Origin of the sequence: Psychrobacillus sp. FSL K6-1464 (assembly GCF_038003145.1) — a bacterium.
In the GTDB taxonomy this organism is placed as follows: Bacteria; Bacillota; Bacilli; order Bacillales_A; family Planococcaceae; genus Psychrobacillus; species Psychrobacillus psychrotolerans.
Map to the genome: position 1 here is coordinate 3,364,875 of NZ_JBBOOP010000001.1, position 19,393 is coordinate 3,384,267.

General features: G+C 36.5%; 20 protein-coding genes. 6 read left to right on the forward strand and 14 right to left on the reverse strand.

All coding sequences use genetic code 11. From position 1 onward, the window contains the following. Positions 1-156: 156 nt before the first annotated feature. From MKX39_RS17075 to MKX39_RS17105, 7 genes are read right to left on the reverse strand one after another with little or no spacing between them, the layout of a single operon-like run. A complete protein-coding gene (locus MKX39_RS17075) occupies positions 157-516 on the reverse strand; it encodes a Na+/H+ antiporter subunit G (RefSeq protein WP_093537469.1) in 360 nt (119 codons plus the stop codon). After that, the gene (locus tag MKX39_RS17080; protein ID WP_093537468.1) at positions 494-778 is read right to left on the reverse strand and encodes a Na(+)/H(+) antiporter subunit F1; all 285 of its coding nucleotides are present in this window, start codon (positions 776-778) and stop codon (positions 494-496) included. The genes MKX39_RS17075 and MKX39_RS17080 overlap by 23 nt, the downstream gene beginning before the upstream one ends. Continuing rightward, positions 778-1,260, reverse strand: a complete 483-nt coding sequence (locus MKX39_RS17085) for a Na+/H+ antiporter subunit E (RefSeq protein ID WP_093537595.1) — start codon at positions 1,258-1,260, stop codon at positions 778-780. The genes MKX39_RS17080 and MKX39_RS17085 overlap by 1 nt, the downstream gene beginning before the upstream one ends. 17 nt (positions 1,261-1,277) lie before the next feature. Then, positions 1,278-2,762: a Na+/H+ antiporter subunit D gene (locus MKX39_RS17090; protein WP_093537467.1), complete on the reverse strand. Its 1,485-nt coding sequence runs from the start codon at positions 2,760-2,762 to the stop codon at positions 1,278-1,280. Then, a complete protein-coding gene (locus MKX39_RS17095; protein ID WP_093537466.1) occupies positions 2,755-3,093 on the reverse strand; it encodes a Na(+)/H(+) antiporter subunit C in 339 nt (112 codons plus the stop codon). The genes MKX39_RS17090 and MKX39_RS17095 overlap by 8 nt, the downstream gene beginning before the upstream one ends. A 3-nt stretch (positions 3,094-3,096) precedes the next feature. Further along, complete coding sequence (locus MKX39_RS17100) at positions 3,097-3,522, reverse strand: Na(+)/H(+) antiporter subunit B (protein WP_093537465.1); 426 nt, start codon at positions 3,520-3,522, stop codon at positions 3,097-3,099. Next, a complete protein-coding gene (locus MKX39_RS17105; protein ID WP_340770661.1) occupies positions 3,509-5,920 on the reverse strand; it encodes a Na+/H+ antiporter subunit A in 2,412 nt (803 codons plus the stop codon). Before MKX39_RS17105 ends, MKX39_RS17100 begins: the two co-directional genes overlap by 14 nt. 338 nt (positions 5,921-6,258) lie before the next feature. On the opposite strand from MKX39_RS17105, the gene MKX39_RS17110 reads away from it, so the two are divergent. Further along, positions 6,259-6,942: a histidine kinase gene (locus tag MKX39_RS17110; protein WP_093537463.1), complete on the forward strand. Its 684-nt coding sequence runs from the start codon at positions 6,259-6,261 to the stop codon at positions 6,940-6,942. Positions 6,943-6,988: 46 nt separating this feature from the next. Here MKX39_RS17110 and MKX39_RS17115 read toward each other — a convergent pair whose 3' ends face one another. Continuing rightward, positions 6,989-8,197, reverse strand: coding sequence for an MFS transporter (locus MKX39_RS17115; protein ID WP_340770663.1), 1,209 nt, complete (start codon positions 8,195-8,197; stop codon positions 6,989-6,991). A gap of 144 nt (positions 8,198-8,341) precedes the next feature. On the opposite strand from MKX39_RS17115, the gene MKX39_RS17120 reads away from it, so the two are divergent. Continuing rightward, positions 8,342-9,049, forward strand: a complete 708-nt coding sequence (locus MKX39_RS17120; RefSeq protein WP_093537461.1) for a YetF domain-containing protein — start codon at positions 8,342-8,344, stop codon at positions 9,047-9,049. A gap of 81 nt (positions 9,050-9,130) precedes the next feature. Here MKX39_RS17120 and MKX39_RS17125 read toward each other — a convergent pair whose 3' ends face one another. Then, positions 9,131-9,907: an alpha/beta fold hydrolase gene (locus tag MKX39_RS17125; RefSeq protein ID WP_340770665.1), complete on the reverse strand. Its 777-nt coding sequence runs from the start codon at positions 9,905-9,907 to the stop codon at positions 9,131-9,133. 4 nt (positions 9,908-9,911) lie between these two features. Next, positions 9,912-11,555: a beta-N-acetylhexosaminidase gene (gene nagZ / locus MKX39_RS17130; protein ID WP_340770666.1), complete on the reverse strand. Its 1,644-nt coding sequence runs from the start codon at positions 11,553-11,555 to the stop codon at positions 9,912-9,914. 146 nt (positions 11,556-11,701) lie between these two features. On the opposite strand from nagZ, the gene MKX39_RS17135 reads away from it, so the two are divergent. After that, positions 11,702-11,860 carry a hypothetical protein gene (locus MKX39_RS17135; protein ID WP_340770667.1) on the forward strand — a complete coding sequence of 53 codons (159 nt, stop codon included), beginning with the start codon at positions 11,702-11,704 and terminating at the stop codon, positions 11,858-11,860. A gap of 47 nt (positions 11,861-11,907) precedes the next feature. Here MKX39_RS17135 and MKX39_RS17140 read toward each other — a convergent pair whose 3' ends face one another. After that, on the reverse strand, positions 11,908-12,498 hold the full coding sequence (locus MKX39_RS17140) for a histidine phosphatase family protein (RefSeq protein WP_340770668.1): 591 nt from the start codon (positions 12,496-12,498) through the stop codon (positions 11,908-11,910). Between the two features lie 115 nt (positions 12,499-12,613). Here MKX39_RS17140 and MKX39_RS17145 point away from each other — a divergent pair, with 115 nt between their 5' ends. After that, the gene (locus MKX39_RS17145) at positions 12,614-13,369 is read left to right on the forward strand and encodes a MerR family transcriptional regulator (RefSeq protein ID WP_340770669.1); all 756 of its coding nucleotides are present in this window, start codon (positions 12,614-12,616) and stop codon (positions 13,367-13,369) included. A 275-nt stretch (positions 13,370-13,644) separates the two neighbouring features. Here MKX39_RS17145 and MKX39_RS17150 read toward each other — a convergent pair whose 3' ends face one another. Both MKX39_RS17150 and MKX39_RS17155 read right to left on the reverse strand, forming a co-directional pair. After that, the gene (locus MKX39_RS17150; RefSeq protein WP_340770672.1) at positions 13,645-14,073 is read right to left on the reverse strand and encodes an NUDIX hydrolase; all 429 of its coding nucleotides are present in this window, start codon (positions 14,071-14,073) and stop codon (positions 13,645-13,647) included. A 21-nt stretch (positions 14,074-14,094) separates the two neighbouring features. Beyond that, positions 14,095-14,424, reverse strand: a complete 330-nt coding sequence (locus MKX39_RS17155) for an MGMT family protein (RefSeq protein ID WP_340771504.1) — start codon at positions 14,422-14,424, stop codon at positions 14,095-14,097. Between the two features lie 151 nt (positions 14,425-14,575). On the opposite strand from MKX39_RS17155, the gene MKX39_RS17160 reads away from it, so the two are divergent. After that, complete coding sequence (locus MKX39_RS17160) at positions 14,576-14,899, forward strand: PadR family transcriptional regulator (RefSeq protein ID WP_093537455.1); 324 nt, start codon at positions 14,576-14,578, stop codon at positions 14,897-14,899. Further along, positions 14,892-15,938, forward strand: a complete 1,047-nt coding sequence (locus tag MKX39_RS17165) for a DUF4097 family beta strand repeat-containing protein (protein WP_340770674.1) — start codon at positions 14,892-14,894, stop codon at positions 15,936-15,938. The genes MKX39_RS17160 and MKX39_RS17165 overlap by 8 nt, the downstream gene beginning before the upstream one ends. Before the next feature lie 273 nt (positions 15,939-16,211). Here MKX39_RS17165 and MKX39_RS17170 read toward each other — a convergent pair whose 3' ends face one another. Further along, complete coding sequence (locus tag MKX39_RS17170; protein ID WP_340763837.1) at positions 16,212-19,301, reverse strand: efflux RND transporter permease subunit; 3,090 nt, start codon at positions 19,299-19,301, stop codon at positions 16,212-16,214. Between the last annotated feature and the right edge of the window lie 92 nt (positions 19,302-19,393).

Here is a 19,393-nt window from a genome sequence, read left to right on the forward strand (position 1 = left end):
ACTTGACTCTTGATTATGTAAATACTTTCCCTTCGTAAATATTAACAATAATTACCATATTTTTTAAGGCGGATACACACAATATTCAAACTCCAAATCTATTGTCTTACTAAAAAAGCTATGCAATCGGAGAACTCTCCCACTGCATAGCTTTTACTATTTATCCTCAGGGAACAATACCTCTTTTAAAGCATCATCAGAAGAATTTTCCGTTAACTTTACTTTAGATCGATACGCTGCCCGGGTAAGCAAGTGCCCTGATACAGGAGCAGTTAAAAACACAAATAATATACCGAGTATTAGACGAACGCTTATTAAGTTCTCGCTAACCCAAAAGTATATAAAGGCACCAGTTAGAGATAATAGTACTGCTACAGTTGAGCTTTTAGTAGCTGCATGTGAGCGAGTATAGACATCTGGAAGACGTATAATACCGAAAGCACTAATTACACTCATGACACTTCCCAAAAAAATGATAATTACCGCAACGTACTCAATTATCTGACTTATGTTCAATGATAGCGCCCCTTTCAATATACTTAGAAATGGCAATTGTACTTATGAAAGCAAGTATACCAAGTATAAGAATGGCCTCTAAAAAAGCCTTAGTCTTTAAGACAATTGAAATAATAGCGATCATCGATATTAAATTTACACCAATCATATCCAATGCTACTGCTCTATCTGGCATAGAAGGACCTTTAATGATTCGAAAAAGAGCAATTGCAATAGAAACTGCAAATAGAGTTAATGAGATCAACAGTATTTTTTCTACCATTAGCGGGTCACCTCCATAATTGCTTTTTCAAATTTAGTAATCGATCGCAATACATCCGCTTTAGACTGCTCTATATCCATTGCATGTATATAAAACATATTTCCTTCTGGGTTAACTTCCATCACAACAGATCCTGGAGTTAAGGTTAACAACATTGCTAACGTGGTAATTTCCCAGTCCCCTTTAAGTTCTGTCTTATAAGTGAAAATCCCTGGCTTTAAATCCCAGCGAGGATTTAATATTTGCTTACTTATCAACAAGCTAGACTGAGCTAACTCGGATATAAATATGAAAACTAACTTAATAACCGAGAATAATCTCTTCAAATAAAACTGGGTCCCAAAAAAGCGATGCATTAAGAAGATGATGAAGATACCTACGATGAAACCACTAAAAAACGTCGTTAGTCTCAGTTCATCTTCGTCCTGTAACGTTGTCCACAAAAATGCGATGAATAGGTTTAGTAAAAATTGTGCAGGCATATTTCTCACCTCTCCCATTACTTATCCCCTCCCATTACTGCATCAATATATACAGATGGATTAGATAGAGTATGAGCTGCATCCGCTACATAACCGGATAGAAACTCTGCTCCTAAACCTAAAGAAATCGTCGCTATTCCCAACAAAACAATTGGGATAATCATTCCCATTTTCATTGGTTTTTCATCTTCTAGACTAATAATAGTTTCCCCAAATATTGTATTTAAGAAAATTCTAAGAAGTGAATATAACACAACAATACTCGAGAGAAATGCTAGCGTTAGAAGTACGTAAGATCCTGATTCAATAGCACCTTGTCCAACTAATATCTTACCCACAAACCCACTTAACGGTGGAATACCTGCCAATGAACAAGTGACAAGGAAGAACATCCATCCAAATAGAGGATAATTTCGTATGAGTCCACTCATTTCATCAATTTTAGACTTTCCAGTCAAATAAATCATTGTACCAGCTAGCAAAAATAACATTGCTTTTGCAATCATGTCATGAATTATATAGTAAATAGACCCTGCAATAGACGTTTCCGTTCCAACCGCCAGGCCAATTAGTATAAACCCAACAGCAATTACCACATTATAAGAAACGATTAAACGGACATCCTTAAAAGCAATGGCTCCGATACATCCCACAATTAGTGTAATTCCTGCCATTATCCCAATCAGTGTTTGGGATATTAATGGGTCATGGTAGAAGATGAGTGTGAATGTACGAAAGAGTGCATATATCCCCACCTTTGTCAGTAACGCTCCAAACAAAGCAGCAACTGCAGTCGGTGGCACAGAATAAGATCCAGGGAGCCAAAAGAATAATAATAATCCCGCTTTTAAACTAAAGACAATTAAAAACAAAATACTAATGGTAGTAAGTAGAGGTCCCTGCCCTGCCTCCGCCACCCTTTCTGATATATGAGCCATATTTAAAGTACCAACCGTACCATACAAATAGGCAAGAGCTACTAAGAAAAACCATGAAGCTAGAATATTTATGACTACATACTTAATGGATTCTCTTAGCTGAGGCTTGGTCCCACCTAAAGTAATTAATACATATGAAGCTAATAACATTACTTCGAAACAAACAAATAAGTTAAACAAATCGCCTGTTAAAAACGAACCATTAACTCCTGCAACTAAAAATAAGACAAATGGATAGAAGTACATTTTTTCATGTCTTTCTCCTATAGAAGAAAATGCGTGGATTAGACAGATTGCTGTAACTATACTCGCCGTCAGTACTAGTAACATCGCAAAGGAATCTGCGACAAATAGTATTCCAAAGGGAGGTTGCCATCCTGCAAAATCTAGTCGAATAATTCCATCTGTCTGAATTCTATTTAAAGTAAATATACTTACCACAGCAATACCAATCATCGTTATTAAACTAATTGCACGTTGTAATTTCACATATGGTCTTAAAAACACTAAAATTATTCCAACCATAATTGGAATGATCAACGGTAATACAATTAAATTATTCATTTTTTGCCCCTCTCAATTCATCGAGATCTTCCGTACCCACATCCTGATAGGTACGGTAGGCTAGTACAAGTATGAAAGCTGTTACTGCAAAGCTAATCACGATAGCAGTTAATATTAATGCTTGTGGTAAAGCGTCTGCGTATGGTGCATCTGCTTCCTTCAGTAAGGGAACGTTACCTTGCTTTAACCCTCCCATTGTTAATATGAGCAAATGGACGGCATGTGAAAACACAGCTGTCCCTAAAATTATCCGAATTATATTTCTGGAGAGGATTAGATATGTGGCAACCGCAACTAGAATCCCTATTAACATAATTATTAATGTTTCCATTCGTTATCCACCATCCTCACTTATGCTTAAAATAATCGTTACTAATACACCGACAACCGTTAAAGCTACACCTGCTTCAAATATGGTCACCGTTGTCAGTTCTGTTACACCGAAAATCGGTAAATCAAAATAGGCAAACGTTTGGGACATAAATGGAACTCCAAATAATATAGACCCAAAGCCTGTGGCTGTTGCGAGTAATACACCAACTGCTGCAACATATTTAAAATCTAACGGAAGACTCTTCTGTACCGTTTCAATATCTGTAGACAAGTATAGGAGTACAATGGCACTTGCTAACACTAGTCCACCTATAAATCCGCCACCGGGTGTATTATGACCTGAAAGAAATAAATACACACCAAATGTCAAAATGATAAATACAACAATCCTACTAATTGTCCGGAGTATGACATCATTGATCTTCAATGTTTTCATCCTCCTTTTTTGCTCTAAGCTTTATCATGGAGTACACACCTAAACCTGCTATAAATAGGACTACCACCTCAAGCATCGTATCAAAGCCACGGAAATCTCCCAATATAGCATTTACAATATTGGCTCCTCCAGCTAGTTCATAAGCATTCTCAAAGTAACTTGAAATTGGATCAAATTGATTGAAATCTACAACTGACAATCCTACTAAAACAACTACTAAGCCCACTGCCACAGATATTATTCCATTGATCCCTTTTGTACGTTTGGAAAGCTTTTCCTTCTTCCAATCTGGCAAGTGAGAAAAAGCTAATAGGAATAAGGCAGTAGTTACAGATTCTACGACTAACTGAGTTAAAGCTAAATCTGGTGCTCGGAAAATAACAAAAAAGATAGCGATAGAGTATCCTAATACTCCATTCAATAAGGTCGCTGTCATACGTGATTTTGCAAATAGCATTGATACTGCAGCAACCGCCATAATAGCCACTAAGCACACTTCATACACTCTAAACCCTGCATTTGTTGAAATATCAAATGCAAACGCTTTTGAATAAAACAAGTAACCACCTACGGTCACTATAAAGAATACGAATATATATAGTAAATAATGTCGTAATAATCCGTTCATATATCGATTAGTAATGAGATTAGATTTGCTCACTGCAGAAGCCAAAAAGTTACTATAAAGTGCATTAAATGTAAATCGCGAAGAAAACAATCCATAGATTGGTTTCCACAATTTAAGAAATTTAAAGAGAATTGCACCTACTATAATAACTCCAATAGTCATGAGTAATTCAGGATTTACTCCATGCCAAGCCGATATTTTTGGAGTTAAATCTGCTGAATCTCCAAAAGTAGGATAAATACTACTCATCGCAGGTTGCAATATATATTGACCTAATAGATTTGGAAAAAGGAATATACCAATAACTAAAGCGGCAAGAATCATTGGAGATATTAACATTCCAATTGGAGCTTCGTGAATAGGTTTGTCCAGTTTCTCTGGCTGAGGTTTCCCAAGAAATGCTTTAAAAATAATTATCATACAATATACAAATGTAAACACACTAGCAATCCAAGCTACAACAGGGAATATAATTCCAAAAGATGATAGATCAAAGATATCTACATTCATAATATGAACAGTTGCCGCAAAGAACATTTCCTTACTTAGGAATCCGTTAAATGGCGGTAAACCAGCCATCGACAAACTTCCTATTAATGCTACCGTAAATGTAAAAGGCATTAATGTCATTAATCCACCAAGTCTTCGAACGTCCCTTGTTCCTAACTCGTGATCGAGAATTCCTACTACCATGAACAATGCACCCTTAAAGGTTGAGTGATTTATCAAGTGAAATAAAGCAGCAAATGTTGCTTGCGTGTACAGTACTGAATCCGCCGAATAGCCAAACTGCAATGCTATTGAACCTAAACCAAGCAAACTCATGATGAGTCCTAGCTGACTAATAGTAGAAAAAGCTAGTAATGCTTTCAGATCAGTTTGTTTCACTGCATTAAAAGAACCCCAAAATAGAGTAATCATCCCGACTATACTCACTACCCAAAACCAAACCTCATCAGCTCCAAAAACTGGTGTGAAACGAGCCACCAAATATATACCTGCCTTAACCATCGTAGCCGAGTGTAAGTAAGCACTAACGGGTGTTGGCGCCTCCATGGCATCCGGCAACCAAATATGGAAAGGAAATTGTGCTGATTTCGTAAAAGCTCCTAGCAATATTAAAATCATCGCAGGTATGAACAAAGAGTGGTCACTAAACTCACTTATACTTGAAATTATTTCTCGAATACTGAAAGAACCAGTCATTGTATGTAGCATGATAAATCCAACTAACATAGCAATTCCACCGCTTACTGTGATTAACATTGCTTTTTGTGCACCGTATCTCGATGCTTGTCGATGATTCCAAAAAGCGATTAACAGGAATGAGGAAACACTTGTTAATTCCCAAAAAACATATAACACCATTAAGTTATCAGAAAAGACAACTCCAAGCATGGCTCCCATAAATAATAATAAATAACAATAAAAGTGTTGTAAGGATTCTTTAGATGAAAGATAAAAAATGGAATATAAAATAACTAAACTTCCAACACCCGTAATTAATAGAGCGAAAATCATACTTAATCCATCTAAATACGTCGTGAAGTTGAAATCTAATGTGGGAATCCATTCATATGTATGGACATAAGTTTTACCACTTGCTACCGAGGGAATTAGCCTAGCAAGTATGACGAATAAAACAAAAGGTACAATTAACACAAACCATCCAAGGTGAGCCTTTTTAAATCGCCTGTATGTAAAAGGTAGAAGCGCGGCCACGATAAATGGGATTAATATTACTAAATTTATAGAAAACAAATTTTAACCTCCTATTGGTTAAGCAAGAATTAGGATTGAGTGTGGGGGGAAAATACTTTTAACTATAAGCTTGACTATCCTAACAACTAGTAGCATAATAGGATTCCATATGAGACCCTTCAAAATACATTAGTATTTAGGATATTTAACTTGCTTGTAAAAATACTTGAAGCATATTATGTATAGAATTGAAGTAGTTATGTTACTATACATGCACTTAATAATTATACATGAATGTAACGTACAACGCACTTTTAGTGTTTTGAAGCATATAATCTAACCCGATAAAATTACTCGAAAAATATATATAGGAATACAAAAAAGAGGTGTGTACAACCGTGAAACGCGTAAAAGGTCGAATGGATGAGAGTATACTTGTCTGCGTATACTACGGACCAAATGGAGAACGACTTATTAGAAGAGGACATAAGATGGCAAGTATGTTAGATTGTCCACTCTATATTCTAACAGTTGATCCACTTCCATATGATGCATTCAATGCTGAGAAATCCGGGTATATTGAACATTGGAAAGCTTTAGCTGAAGAGTTAGAAGTGGAAGAATTTATCATTCGTGACAACGAGAAACGTCCTTCACCAAAAGTTATTCAAGAAGTTGCTCATGGATTAAATATAACTCAAATTATAATAGGACAAACTGCACAAAGTAGATGGGAAGAAATAACAAAGGGATCCTTCATGAATGTCTTATTAAAAGAAATTCCTTTTGTTGATTTCCATGTGGTTTCAGTGGCTCGCTACATTAAAGATGAAGAAGATGGCATCTTCGAAAAAGGAGTCCGTGCTTATTTGGTTACAGACGGAGAGTCTTACAAAGTTTCTTTCACTTGTGCGAAGAATATGTGCCAAGAAGGAATTTTCTTCAAAGAAATTGGAACTGATTTTGATAATGGCATTTTCAAATTTATGCATAATAACAAAATGCATCAAGTTCATATACAAGAAAATCTTGTTACTGACCCAACTCAAGTTCCAGACAGTTGCAGCTTAAAAGCAAGATAAAAAGGAAACTCTTAGAGTTTCCTTTTTATTGTTGTTAGAAAGCACTTTAACTGGACATCGTTATTTTTCGGTCCTTCGGTAACGCCAAAGCCACTAATCCTATTATGGGCAATGTAGATACGACAATCATCGTCGTATAAACGCCTATATAATCCATCAATATACCAATTACTACTGCTCCTATTGCTCCCATACCAAATGCCAGGCCTACAGTTAAACCAGCCATCGTACCTATTTTACTCGGCACTAGCTCCTGTGCGTAGACTACAGTAACAGAGAAGCTTAGCATGATGAAAAATCCAATCGCAATAAGTAAGAATATAATTGCCCAAACAGGTACATAAGGCAGTAGTAAACATAATGGAATAGGGACGGCCATCGACAATATAATGACATTGCGTCTACCCATCCGATCTGCCATTGGTCCACCAAATAATGTCCCAACAGCTCCTAATGCAAGGAAAACAAAGATAATTAACTGCCCTTCTTTAATGGTCATGCCATAGTTCTTCATCAAATGGAAAATATAAAAGTTGGTCATATTGGTCACATAAAATGATCGCGCAAAAATTATTACCATAAGAAGCGCCAAAGCCACACCAATTTGTTTTTTAGTTAGTGCAGGGAGTGAAGAAAGAAGCGTTCTCTTTCGGTTGGAAAGTTTCTCTGCCTCCAACTGTTTTTTATACCAAGCAGAAATCTTCGACAAAAGAAATATCCCTACTGCCGCAACTACCAAAAAAAGTGCTGCTCCTTTTTGACCTAAAGGTACTAATATAAAAGCACTAATAAGTGGCGCAAGAGCTTGTCCAGAATTCCCCCCCACTTGATAAATCGATTGTGAGAGACCTCGCTTTGAACCCGCTGCCATAAAGGACACCCGCGAACCTTCTGGGTGAAATACTGCTGAACCCAACCCCAAAAATATGACCGATACGAGAATCATCCAATATTGTGGTGCTAGTGCTAATCCTGCCATTCCAACAAAGGAGCTCATCATTCCAAGTGGCAATGCATAAGGCATCGGTTTTTTATCACTTATGTACCCTACAACCGGTTGGAGGAGCGAGGCAACAATATTTAATGCGAATGAAATGAGCCCTAATTGGGTAAATGTAAGCCCTAATTCTAATTCCAATACAGGAAACATCGCAGGAATTACTGCCTGCAACGTATCATTAAATAGATGACACACACCTATTGCGAACATTATAGGATAAACTGGATTGCCCATTTTATGTTTCTCTTTAGCCATACACTCACATTCTTTCTTCATATTAACGAATAAAGTTATTATAGCGTAAATTTGACAAATTAATTAATAATGATTGGAATAACGACTTAATTCATGGAAACACTAAGTTCTAAGTTGAACATGAAATGAGGTTAAAGAGAAAATATGGATACCTTTTTCGAGATGAACTTTTGGGAAATGATTTTGAGATCCACTCTTTCCTTTATTGCTTTGCTGATATTAGCAAGAATATTAGGAAAGAAACAACTGAGTCAACTCACATTTTTCCACTATATCACCGGTATAACAGTTGGTTCTATTGCTGCAGAAATTGCCTCTCAACATGAAACACCTTTTCTTGATGGGTTGATTTCGCTTATTTGGTGGACATTACTTACTTGGTTAATGAGTTATGTATCATTGAAAATCCCTAAAGTTCGAACAATGATCGATGATGAACCTACCATTATCATAAAAGATGGTGAAATCAGTGTGAAGTCTTTAAACTCAGCACGTTTACATATGGACGATTTACTAATGCTGCTAAGAGAGCAATCTATTTTTTCTATCCAAGATGTACATTATGCTGTCCTTGAAACAAACGGTCAACTTAGCGTCATGAAAAAGGTTGGTCAGCAGGGAGCAACCAAGCAGGATGTAAAAGTACCTCTTACTCTTCCTTTATTCATACCCTCTGAAATTATAGCGGACGGCAAAATTGTACAAAAGAATCTACAAGAATTAGATTTAACCGAAGAGTGGGTTATGAAGAAACTGAAAAAGCATGGGGTTGACTCGGTAAGTGACGTGTTTTATGCACAGTTACAAACAAATGGCTCGTTGTATATTAGCTTAAAAGATAATGGCATATAAAATAATCTTCATACGTCATTAGTAAATGTTTTAAAAGAAACGACAACAAGTGACATAATCACTTGTTGTCGTTTCTCTTTATTACGCTTGATTTAAATAACTTAGAATGGCACTACTCAACTTTTTTGGTGCCTCATACATACTCATATGACCTGCACCCTTTATAACTACATGTTTGAAGTTTTCGCCACTTGCTGTAAATGTCTTGTCAGCAGGAATAAGTTGATCACTTTCACCAGCTATTAATAGTACGGGTAACTTAGTATTCGCCAAAACTTCAGTACGATCCTTCCTTACTTTCATCGCGTTAAGTGCGTCTTTTGCCCCTTCTGGACTAGTTTCGTAGCCAATCTTCTTCACCTTTGTAAGAGACTGTCTATGAGTTTCTACATTTTCTGGGGCAAACAGCTTCGGAACCAGACCATCTATGAAAGGATCGATACCATCTTTGTCTATTTTACCTGCTGAAGCAGTTCTCCCTTTCTTCGCTTCTTCCGAATCCGGAAAACCTGTGGAATGAATCAATGAAAAGCCGTTTAAATATTGACTATAGCTTTCTGCGAATGCCAGTGTAATATAACCTCCGAGTGAATGGCCAAGCATCGTCACCTTCTCTATTTTCAGTTCTTCTAAGAAACTCTTTATAACGGATGCATATTGGTCAATATCTAGCACACCATCATGATTCTTCGATTCTCCATGACCAGGAAGGTCAATTGCAATTACTCTATAATCAGCAGAAAGTTCGTGGATTACTTCATTCCAATATTCAGAGCTTCCACAAAACCCATGGATAAATAGTAATACTTCTCCTTGACCTTCTTCTATATAAGCAATGTTTGAATTAGTAGTCTTCATAAAGTCATCTCCCTAGTATCTCATTAATCGATTGGTTCAACTCTTGAATGTTTACCCCATCTAGTTGTGTATTACTCAAATTATATTTCTTTTTTATAGAAAGAATTCTGTTCACACTTTCATCAATTCTTTGTTCGGAAATTTCTCCTGTTTTTACCGCTTGGAGAATTGCATCTTTCGCTTTAATAACATTTGCATAGTCATGGGCTACTAACACAATGTCATTTCCAGCTTTAACTGCGGATACTACTGCTTCTCCTATCTCAAATGTATTTACGATTGCTTTCATCGTCATATCATCTGTGATAATAATCCCCTCGTAACCTAATTGTTTCCTCAAAATACCCTTAATAATCTTCTCAGATAAAGATGCCGGATATGTAGGGTCAATTTTAGGTAGCAAAATATGACCTGTCATTACAACTTCTGTCCCTTGATTTATAGCTTTTTTAAAAGGTATTAACTCTAAGCCCTGTAAATCATTTAAACTCTTTTGAATGATTGGCAGCTCTTTGTGAGAATCTACTGCAGTATCCCCATGTCCTGGGAAATGCTTTATAACAGGAATAACTTGCTCACTCTGAATACCTTCCATCGTTTGTATACCTAGTTCACTTACCTTCTGAGCATCTTTGCCAAAGGAACGGTCTCCAATTATAGGGTTTTCTGGATTGCTATTTATATCAAGAACAGGTGCAAAATCTAAGTTAAAGCCAAATGCACTTAATTGTTTCCCCAAAAGCTTTCCGATGCTATAAGAAAATGATGCGTCATTTCGAAATCCAATTTCTTCGTTTGTTGGTAGTTTAGTTAACTCTGGCAGCCTCGATATTCTCCCACCTTCTTCATCAATCCCTAAAAATAATGGCACTTTATTATTAGAGTTTTCTTGTTTGATGGCGTTTAGTAAAGTAACTGATTGATTGGCTTTCTTTAAATTGTCTTTGAACAAAATAATACCGCCGACTTGATGTGTAGATATAATTTTCTCTGTTTCATTGGTCATGACTTTCCCTTTTATACCTGCAAATATCATTTGACCCACTTTTTCTTCTAGACTTAAATCGGATAAAGAGACTTCTTTACCTTCTTTCACTTCCGTGAATACGGAAATGTGATGAACAGTTGGATTAGGATTTTCTTTCGATGGCTTCGGCAATATCCATTTCATTTGAAAGTCTTCAGTGACGTTATATATAAGTATCGTTTGATCTACTTGATCGTCTTTATAGCTTCTAATATCGTCAGGCTCACCTTTTATAGCTATAATATCTTCCAGATGTATTTGTTGGATCTCGGTGGAACTAGACCGTATATCAAACACGATCTCGGATTGATGACCAACCGTTACATCGTTTAACAAAAATTCTTCATAAATAGCACTACCATTCTTACCTTTTCGCTCTGGGGCTCCCCAGAGTTCACGCACTTTTTGAATGTTGGTTTCTCCTATGATAAAAGGCGTATTAATCGTTTGCCCTTTCTCCGCTAGTTCGAACAATAGGGAGACAATGGATACCGTATCCGAAGACACCTCCAATGACACGTCCTCTTGAATTTTGTTCTCCTCCTTAGATTCTTTAAGCATTACAAATACGGCAATTACCAAAAAGAACAGAAGAAGTATTAACACTTTCTTCGTCATCATAAAAACCTCCAAACAAATGATGATGTAATCTCTACTTCCATAAGCCTAACCAATATATCGTTAATTTAACTGCATTATGTTTGATATATTTGTATTTCTCCAATATAGTACTAGATAAATACTAAAACTAGAAAAGAGGAATAGTTATGTCCATTAAAGATGCTATGATATGTGATATAGAAACGGGTATTTGCGGACCAGCAGAAACAGATGAAGGTAATTCTGTTATAGAGCTAGTCGACTTAACTAACCTTTCTGCTAATAAGAATCCTGACCCAATTGAACAATTAGAAAAAGACAAATAAATAACCTAAAACGCCCTTCAGTAGTAAGTACTTAAGGGCGTTTCCTATTATCGTACTCCCTTCACCTCTAAATGCTTCATACAATTGTATAAATGACAAACATTTTCGTCATCCTTGAGCTCTACAATTGTAATGGCAGTGTTACCGATATCCGGAGAAAATTCACCATCTGGAACTAAAGCGTATAATAATCTACTGATAAAGCCTCCATGACTAACTACAAGTACTCTTTGACCTAAATGTTTTTTCTTTATTTCTTCTATAAAGGACATTCCACGAGATATAATTACATCTTCCGCTTCAAATCCCAGTTCTAAATCCCTCCAGGCCGGTCCCCACTTTGCAATCCGTTCCTCTTCAGTCGTACCTTCTATAATACCTCCGCCAATTTCCCCTAAGCGTTTATCTTCGTAAAAGTCGACTCTTGGATATTTCTGCGCAATAATTTCAGCTGTTTTTTTCGCACGGATGAGCGGACTTGTATATATAACGTCCCACTCCTCGTTCTGTATTCTTGTTGCTGCGCGCTCCGCCATATGTATTCCTTCCTCATCTAACGGTATATCTGTGTTTCCCTGCGCTCTACCTTCTTTGTTCCAAGCTGTAACTCCATGTCTTACAAACCCTATCGTTGTCATGAAATTTCCCCCTTACTTATTGTTTTATTATACTCAAAGTAAAATAGTTGAACAAATATCGCTTGACCTTCACGCAACGTCAAGGTTTAAGCTAAATGTATGAGGAGGTAATGAAGTGGAATACACAGTACAAACGCTTGGGCAGCTTGCTGGTATTAGTACTAGGACACTTCGGTATTATGATGAAATTGGTCTGCTTAAACCCGCACGCATCAATTCATCCGGCTACCGTATATACGGGGCTACTGAAGTAAATCGTCTGCAGCAAATTCTGTTTTATCGCGAACTTGATGTAAGTTTAGATACTATTAAAGCAATCCTAACTTCCCCTACATTCGATGGAACTACTGCACTTAAACAACATCGGGAGAAATTACTAGAAAAAAGAGCAAAATTAGACACACTTATCAACAATGTGGATAAATCGATTGAACATACGGAAAGGAAGGCAAACATGACAGATAAAGAAAAATTTGAAGGCTTTAAACAAAAGCTTATCGATGACAATGAGGAAAAATACGGTAAAGAAATACGAAAAAAATACGGAGAAAATGCTGTAAGCTCATCTAATGCAAAAGTAAAAAATATGACCGAAGAGCAGTATGCAGAAGTACAGAAGTTAGAGGAGCAACTGTTTACCAACTTAAAAGCTGCTATGAAAACCGGAGATCCTGCGGGGGAACTAGCTCAAAAGGCGGCAGATTATCATAAACAGTGGCTTTGCTTTTACTGGGATCAGTACTCTAAAGAAGCTCACGCTAGCCTAGCTGAAATGTATGTCGCAGATGAACGTTTTACAGCTTATTATGATAAAGTACATCCAGGTGCAACTAAATTTTTACGAGATGCAATTGTAATTTATATAAAGTAAAACTTCAAACAGTGGGGTTTATTCATCCCCACTGTTTGTTAGTTGAACCAATCGGCTTGTATGGGTAGTTGTCTCGCACCTACGTTTTATTACTTTTCGACCAATATGGATATCCTCTGAATAACTTATCTATACCATAAACACCAACCAGTAACAAAAAGAAAGCTATGATATAATTGAACAAACTTTTCTCTATATCGAGGATATTTAATAAATATAGAAAAACAACAGCCCAGATAATTATTAATCCAATTTTAATACTATCCAACCTCCATTTAGTTTGGAAGTTCATCCATCGCGTTTTTTATTACTTTCTCTATTATGTGGATATCCTCTGGATAAGCTAAATCCAAGGTTTGAATTTCCTCCAGTGACTTCCAAGCAATATCATGAATAAACTCATCTGGATCCTGAATCGTAATTTCTCCACTTATAATCTCTACTAAAAAGTATTCTACAGAATAGGAAATCCCATGTTCACTTATAACACCATTTTTGTTATGTATTTTATCCAATGTTTTTACTACAAATCCCGTTTCCTCTACAAATTCCCTTATACAGCATTCTTCTATCGTTTCATCCTCTTCAAGCGTCCCAGACGGAACTGTCCATTTCTTCTCTTCTCCTGGAGCCGCTTGAAGTACCATCAACACTTCCTTCTGTTCATTTACACAAATACCAGCCGCACCTTTCCAACTAAACATTAGCATTCACTCCCCTCTCTCTTATATCCAATCTTCCTCCGCTACATTAAGATCATAACGTGATTCCTTCAAATCCACACGTCCATTGGCAAGGAATTTGACCCCTTCTCCTTTTAACATGGCTTTTTGTGAGTATGCCGATTCTTCATCAGCTATCACAATCTCTCCTTTTGCATTAATAACACGATGCCAAGGAAGATTATAATTGGCGCTCATGGAGTGTAAAACGCGAACTACCTGTCTTGCTCCTCTAGGACTTCCTGCAACTTTTGCAATCTGGCCATACGTCATTACCTTTCCTTGCGGGATAGACTTTATAATTTGAATTGCTTTTTCAGTAAAAGGATTCATCATGCAACTCCTTTCATTTCAACTTATTATAACTGACAATTTATAAAATTATAACTATATTTAGTCTAGTACCTTGCATAAGATAATACCGTATGTTATATTCTATCCAAGGTACTGCACATTAACTAGTAGTGTCAGGGGGAAAGAAAAGATGAATATTCAATTTAAAAAAGGAGTATTAAATTTATGTGTGCTTGTTTTATTGGATAAGCAAGATCGGTATGGATATGAGCTAGTTCAAAAAATATCCGATCAAATCTCAATATCGGAAGGATCTGTCTACCCATTATTAAGACGATTGACGAAGGAAGGCTATTTTACAACGTATTTACAAGAGTCCACAGAAGGACCCCCTCGTAAATATTACAAGCTAACTGACTTAGGTCGCTCCTACCTACATGAACAAATAATAGAATGGCAAAGTTTTACTAACGGTGTAAATAATCTAATTGAAGAGGGTGTAAAAAATGACTGAGCAACAATTTTTATATGAATTAGAACTTGCATTAACAAGCTTACCCGCTGAGGAAAGAAACGATATTCTTTCTGATATTAAAGAGTATTTCTCGAATGGAAGAGAAGATGGAAAATCTGATAGGGAAATCGCAGCTTCTTTAGGATCTCCAAAAGAAATTGCAGAGGAGCTTTCCGAAAACCAAATTCAAATTCCAGATAAAATTACACCGAGCAATAAAATCATTAAAGTACCTCATGCAAATTTCTCGAATGTAATGATGGATATCGACTTCGGTTCATTACACGTGACCTCTTCAGATACCGAGGAAGCAACTATCGAGTTAGTGGGAGAAAACGACAAATTACAATTGACAGCTGAAGTAGTAAACGACACATTATCGATTCGGTTAAAAACTAAAAAGTATAAATTTTTTAGTTTCATATTCTTAATAAAAGAACTAAGAGTAAACGTTGCTCTACCTAAAAAACTGTATACGACTGTAATCATGAAAACCGATAATGGCCGTATTCGTGCAGAAAAAATACTCGGGAAGAATATTAAGATAACATCAGATAACGGCAGTATTGGACTGAAAGAATTTGCTGCAACTATTCTAGTAGCAGAAACGGACAATGGACGGATTGAAATGGAGAAAATTCAAGCTGATAAACTTACCGCTGAAACGGATAACGGCAGAATAGAACTTCAAAATATTGATGCGGAGCAAGTTCACACGGAGACCGATAACGGTAGAATTATGATGCAATATGTTAACGGCAGTATTACAGGAAAAACAGATAATGGCAGAATCGAGCTATTAACTACTAGCTTAGATCGAATGATTGATTTGGAAACGGATAACGGAAGTATATTAGTAGAAACAGAAACAGATCCTACAAATGTATCGATTCATACAAAAGTGGATTATGGCAAAATAAGTGTGTTCGGCGAAAAAAATTCTCGCACTGTATTTGGTGCAGGTGCAAACAAAGTACGCCTTTCTTCAGATAACGGAAAAATTATAGTTGAGAAGAAGAAAGTACCTGTGTTTGAATGAACAAAAAGGAGGAGATTCGTGACTAACGTCATGGATTCTCCTCCTTTTATATATTGGAAGTATTAAACGATTCTAACGAACAAGATCAATTCCCCAACTAAACTGTTCAACATTCCAGCTAAAGACAATTTTTTAATGAAAAAAACCCTTCAAGACAACGAATGTCTTGAAGGACTTTGAAATAAAACTTTTCTATTTGTCCAGACTTCAACGCCTAGCCCCTCGAGTCGCTTCACACTTGCGGGGCTTGCAAAGGCGCTTGTGCTTTTCTTGTTAGTTTTCTTCTACTTCTTTACGGTTTTTCTTGAATAATTTCGATAAAATCTCATAAACGATTGGTACAACAATTAATGTTAATAACGTTGAACTTGTTAAACCACCGATTACCGTAATACCAAGACCTTTCGAGATTAATCCACCGCCACCTGAACCTATTGCTAACGGTATTAATGCACCAATCGTTGCGATTGCTGTCATTAAAATTGGACGAAGACGAGTTGCCCCAGCTTCCAGAATTGCATCACGCATACTCATACCATCACGTTCCATATGAATGATTCGGTCCACTAATACAATTGCATTTGTTACTACGATTCCTATTAACATGAGCATACCCATCATTACCGATACAGAAATAGTTTCTCCTGCGATCAATAACCCAACGAATGATCCGATAACTGCAAACGGTAAAGAGAATAGGATAGCAAACGGTGCTACACCCTCACGGAATGTTACAACTAAGATAAAGTAAACAATTGCGATAGCCGCAAGCATTGCAATTCCAAGTTGTGTAAACGTTTCTTCCATGTCAGCTGCTACACCAGCAACACCAACTTCAACACCCTTAGGTAAGTCTAATTTATCAATTGCTTTATCTACTTCAGATGTTGCGACTGAGATATCATCTCCAAGGATTGTTCCTGCTACAGTTGCATAATACTCCCCTTTACTACGTGCAAGCGTATTAAGCGTTGTTCCTTCTTCTACTGTTACAAGCTCAGAAAGAGGCATTGTTGTTCCCAATGCTGTAGGAATTTCTGTAGCTAAAATATCATCTACAGACTTTGGTTGTTCTGCTTTTTCTTGTTGAACTATTACATCTAATGTATTGCCTTCTTTTTCAATAGTCGTCAATACATCTTTTGTATTTGTTGGACTTAACATCATGACAATTTGGCCTGTCGTTAAGCCATATTGTAGTAATTCATCCTGCTCTACTTTGAATGTATATTCAACATAAGCATCTTCAGTACTAGAAGAAACGTCTTCTAAACCGTCATTTTTACTCATTACATCTTCTACCATTTTTACAGCTTCATCTAATTTGTTTAAATCTTCACTATAGAATGTGTAGCTAACTTCATTTGAAGACATTGACATAGCGGAGAAGTTTTGGCTCTTCCACTCGCCTGATTGCTCAAGATTAAATACGTATTCTTCAATTTCTTCACGAGCTCCTGGGAAATCTTCCATTTCTGGATCGAAGATAAGGTACATTAATGCACCACCTGCTCCGCCACCCATCATCGCAGCCGCTGGATCTATACTATCGCTATCTGTTACAGACAGTTGAAGAATATCGATATCTTTACGCTTTAATAACTCTTCTTCTACTGCAGCAACGTTTGCTAATGTATCATCTTTTAATTCACCAGCTTCTGGTGTATACGTTAAATACATAACCTTTTCTTCTTCACTTCCTAAGAAGCTAAAACCGATTAATGGAGTTAATGCTATACTTCCAGCCAGTAAAACGATAGAAACAATTGAAGTAATTACTTTATGGTTTAGCGTCCATTCCAATATACGCTTATAACCATTTGCTAGCTTACCAGCCTCTTTATGATTACTTTCTTTCTTCTCACCATATAATTTCTTCTTAAATAAGAAGTGAGACAATGCTGGAACGATTGTAATTGCCACAAGTAAGGATGCCAAAAGTGCAAACGACATCGTTAATGCGAAAGGTAAGAACAATTCTCCGACCATGCCACCAACAAATAGTAACGGTGCGAATACTGCAATCGTAACTAAGGTAGAAGATAGTATTGGTTTGAACATTTCAATAGTCGCTTCACGTACAAGTGCACGACCTGATAACTTCTCATCTTTTAAGTGAATACGACGATAAATATTTTCCACTACTACAATGGAGTCATCTATTACCCGTCCTATCGCAACTGTAATAGCCCCGAGGGTCATAATATTTAAAGTAATATCCATCCAGTTCAATAATAGTAATGCCATGAATATAGAAACTGGTATAGATATGATTGAAATTACCGTAGATTTAAAATCACGTAAAAACAGTAATATGATTAATACAGCAATCAATCCACCAAATAAAGCTTTTTCAATCATTGTAAAGACCGACTCTTCAATTGGCTCACCTTGGTCTAACGATATATCAATAACAAGACCATCAATATTTTTTTGTTCTTCTTTAATCAGTTCTTTCACGCTATTAACAACATCAACTGTATTTGCTTCCTGCCCTTTAACAATCTGAACAGAAATTGCATCTTCTCCGTTTGTACGGGATACAGATTGAACTCTTCCTACTTCTTCAATAGTAGCAATATCACTAAGTTTCACAAATGGAGATGGATTTGTTGCTGATGGTGTTACTGGAATCAGCATTTCTTTTAACTCATCTGAAGTCATGAATTTACCATCTACAGAAATAGCTTCTTCGCCTTCTTCAAATTCATAAAGGCCTAGTGAAACAGCTAAATCACTTGCTTGAATCATTTGCTTGACGTCGTCTGTTTTTAAACCCAACTCAGTCATTTTTGCTTCATTATAGGTAAGCTCAACTTCCTCGATATGCTGACCTGCAATAGTTGCAGAGGCTACTCCATCGATTTTCTCGATTTTAGGAACTAAAAGCTCTGAAACTGTAGATGTTAACTCTACAATGTCCTCTGATTTACTACTAACGCTTAACGCCACAACAGGCATCATATTCAAGCTAATAGCAGTGACGATTGGCTCCTGTGCACCTTCTGGTAATTTAACAGCTTCCAATGCAGATTTTAAAGCTCGATTTGCTTCGTCCATATCTTCGCCATACTCGTACTCTACTTGAATACTAGCCATATTAGAGTTCGAATTTGAATATACAGATTTTACACCTGCTAGGTTTTCTACTGCTTTTTCTAAAGGCATGGATACGTCTTCCATAACCTGCTCAGGTGTTGCACCTGGATAGACATCCATAACCATTAAATACGGAATGGAAATATCCGGAATTGTTTCCATGTTCATACGTGTTCCAGAATAAATACCCGATACAGTAATAATAATTGTAAGTAACCATACCGCTAATTTATTTTGAAGAACAAAATTGACTAAACCTTTCACACTTACACCTACCCCTAATTGACTTTAATTTCTCAATTACTTATAATAATGACTAATTAGTCAGTTGTCAACAATATGAACTAGGAGCGATT

Bases quoted from the DNA above. Each gene is read 5' to 3' on its own strand.
- MKX39_RS17080 (WP_093537468.1), bottom strand. From the start codon at position 778: ATGGTAGAAAAAATACTGTTGATCTCATTAACTCTATTTGCAGTTTCT.
- MKX39_RS17085 (WP_093537595.1), bottom strand. From the start codon at position 1,260: ATGCCTGCACAATTTTTACTAAACCTATTCATCGCATTTTTGTGGACA.
- MKX39_RS17090 (WP_093537467.1), bottom strand. From the start codon at position 2,762: ATGAATAATTTAATTGTATTACCGTTGATCATTCCAATTATGGTTGGA.
- MKX39_RS17095 (WP_093537466.1), bottom strand. From the start codon at position 3,093: ATGGAAACATTAATAATTATGTTAATAGGGATTCTAGTTGCGGTTGCC.
- MKX39_RS17115 (WP_340770663.1), bottom strand. From the start codon at position 8,197: ATGGCTAAAGAGAAACATAAAATGGGCAATCCAGTTTATCCTATAATG.
- MKX39_RS17120 (WP_093537461.1), top strand. From the start codon at position 8,342: ATGGATACCTTTTTCGAGATGAACTTTTGGGAAATGATTTTGAGATCC.
- MKX39_RS17125 (WP_340770665.1), bottom strand. From the start codon at position 9,907: ATGAAGACTACTAATTCAAACATTGCTTATATAGAAGAAGGTCAAGGA.
- nagZ (WP_340770666.1), bottom strand. From the start codon at position 11,555: ATGATGACGAAGAAAGTGTTAATACTTCTTCTGTTCTTTTTGGTAATT.
- MKX39_RS17135 (WP_340770667.1), top strand. From the start codon at position 11,702: ATGTCCATTAAAGATGCTATGATATGTGATATAGAAACGGGTATTTGC.
- MKX39_RS17140 (WP_340770668.1), bottom strand. From the start codon at position 12,498: ATGACAACGATAGGGTTTGTAAGACATGGAGTTACAGCTTGGAACAAA.
- MKX39_RS17150 (WP_340770672.1), bottom strand. From the start codon at position 14,073: ATGTTTAGTTGGAAAGGTGCGGCTGGTATTTGTGTAAATGAACAGAAG.
- MKX39_RS17155 (WP_340771504.1), bottom strand. From the start codon at position 14,424: ATGAATCCTTTTACTGAAAAAGCAATTCAAATTATAAAGTCTATCCCG.
- MKX39_RS17160 (WP_093537455.1), top strand. From the start codon at position 14,576: ATGAATATTCAATTTAAAAAAGGAGTATTAAATTTATGTGTGCTTGTT.
- MKX39_RS17165 (WP_340770674.1), top strand. From the start codon at position 14,892: ATGACTGAGCAACAATTTTTATATGAATTAGAACTTGCATTAACAAGC.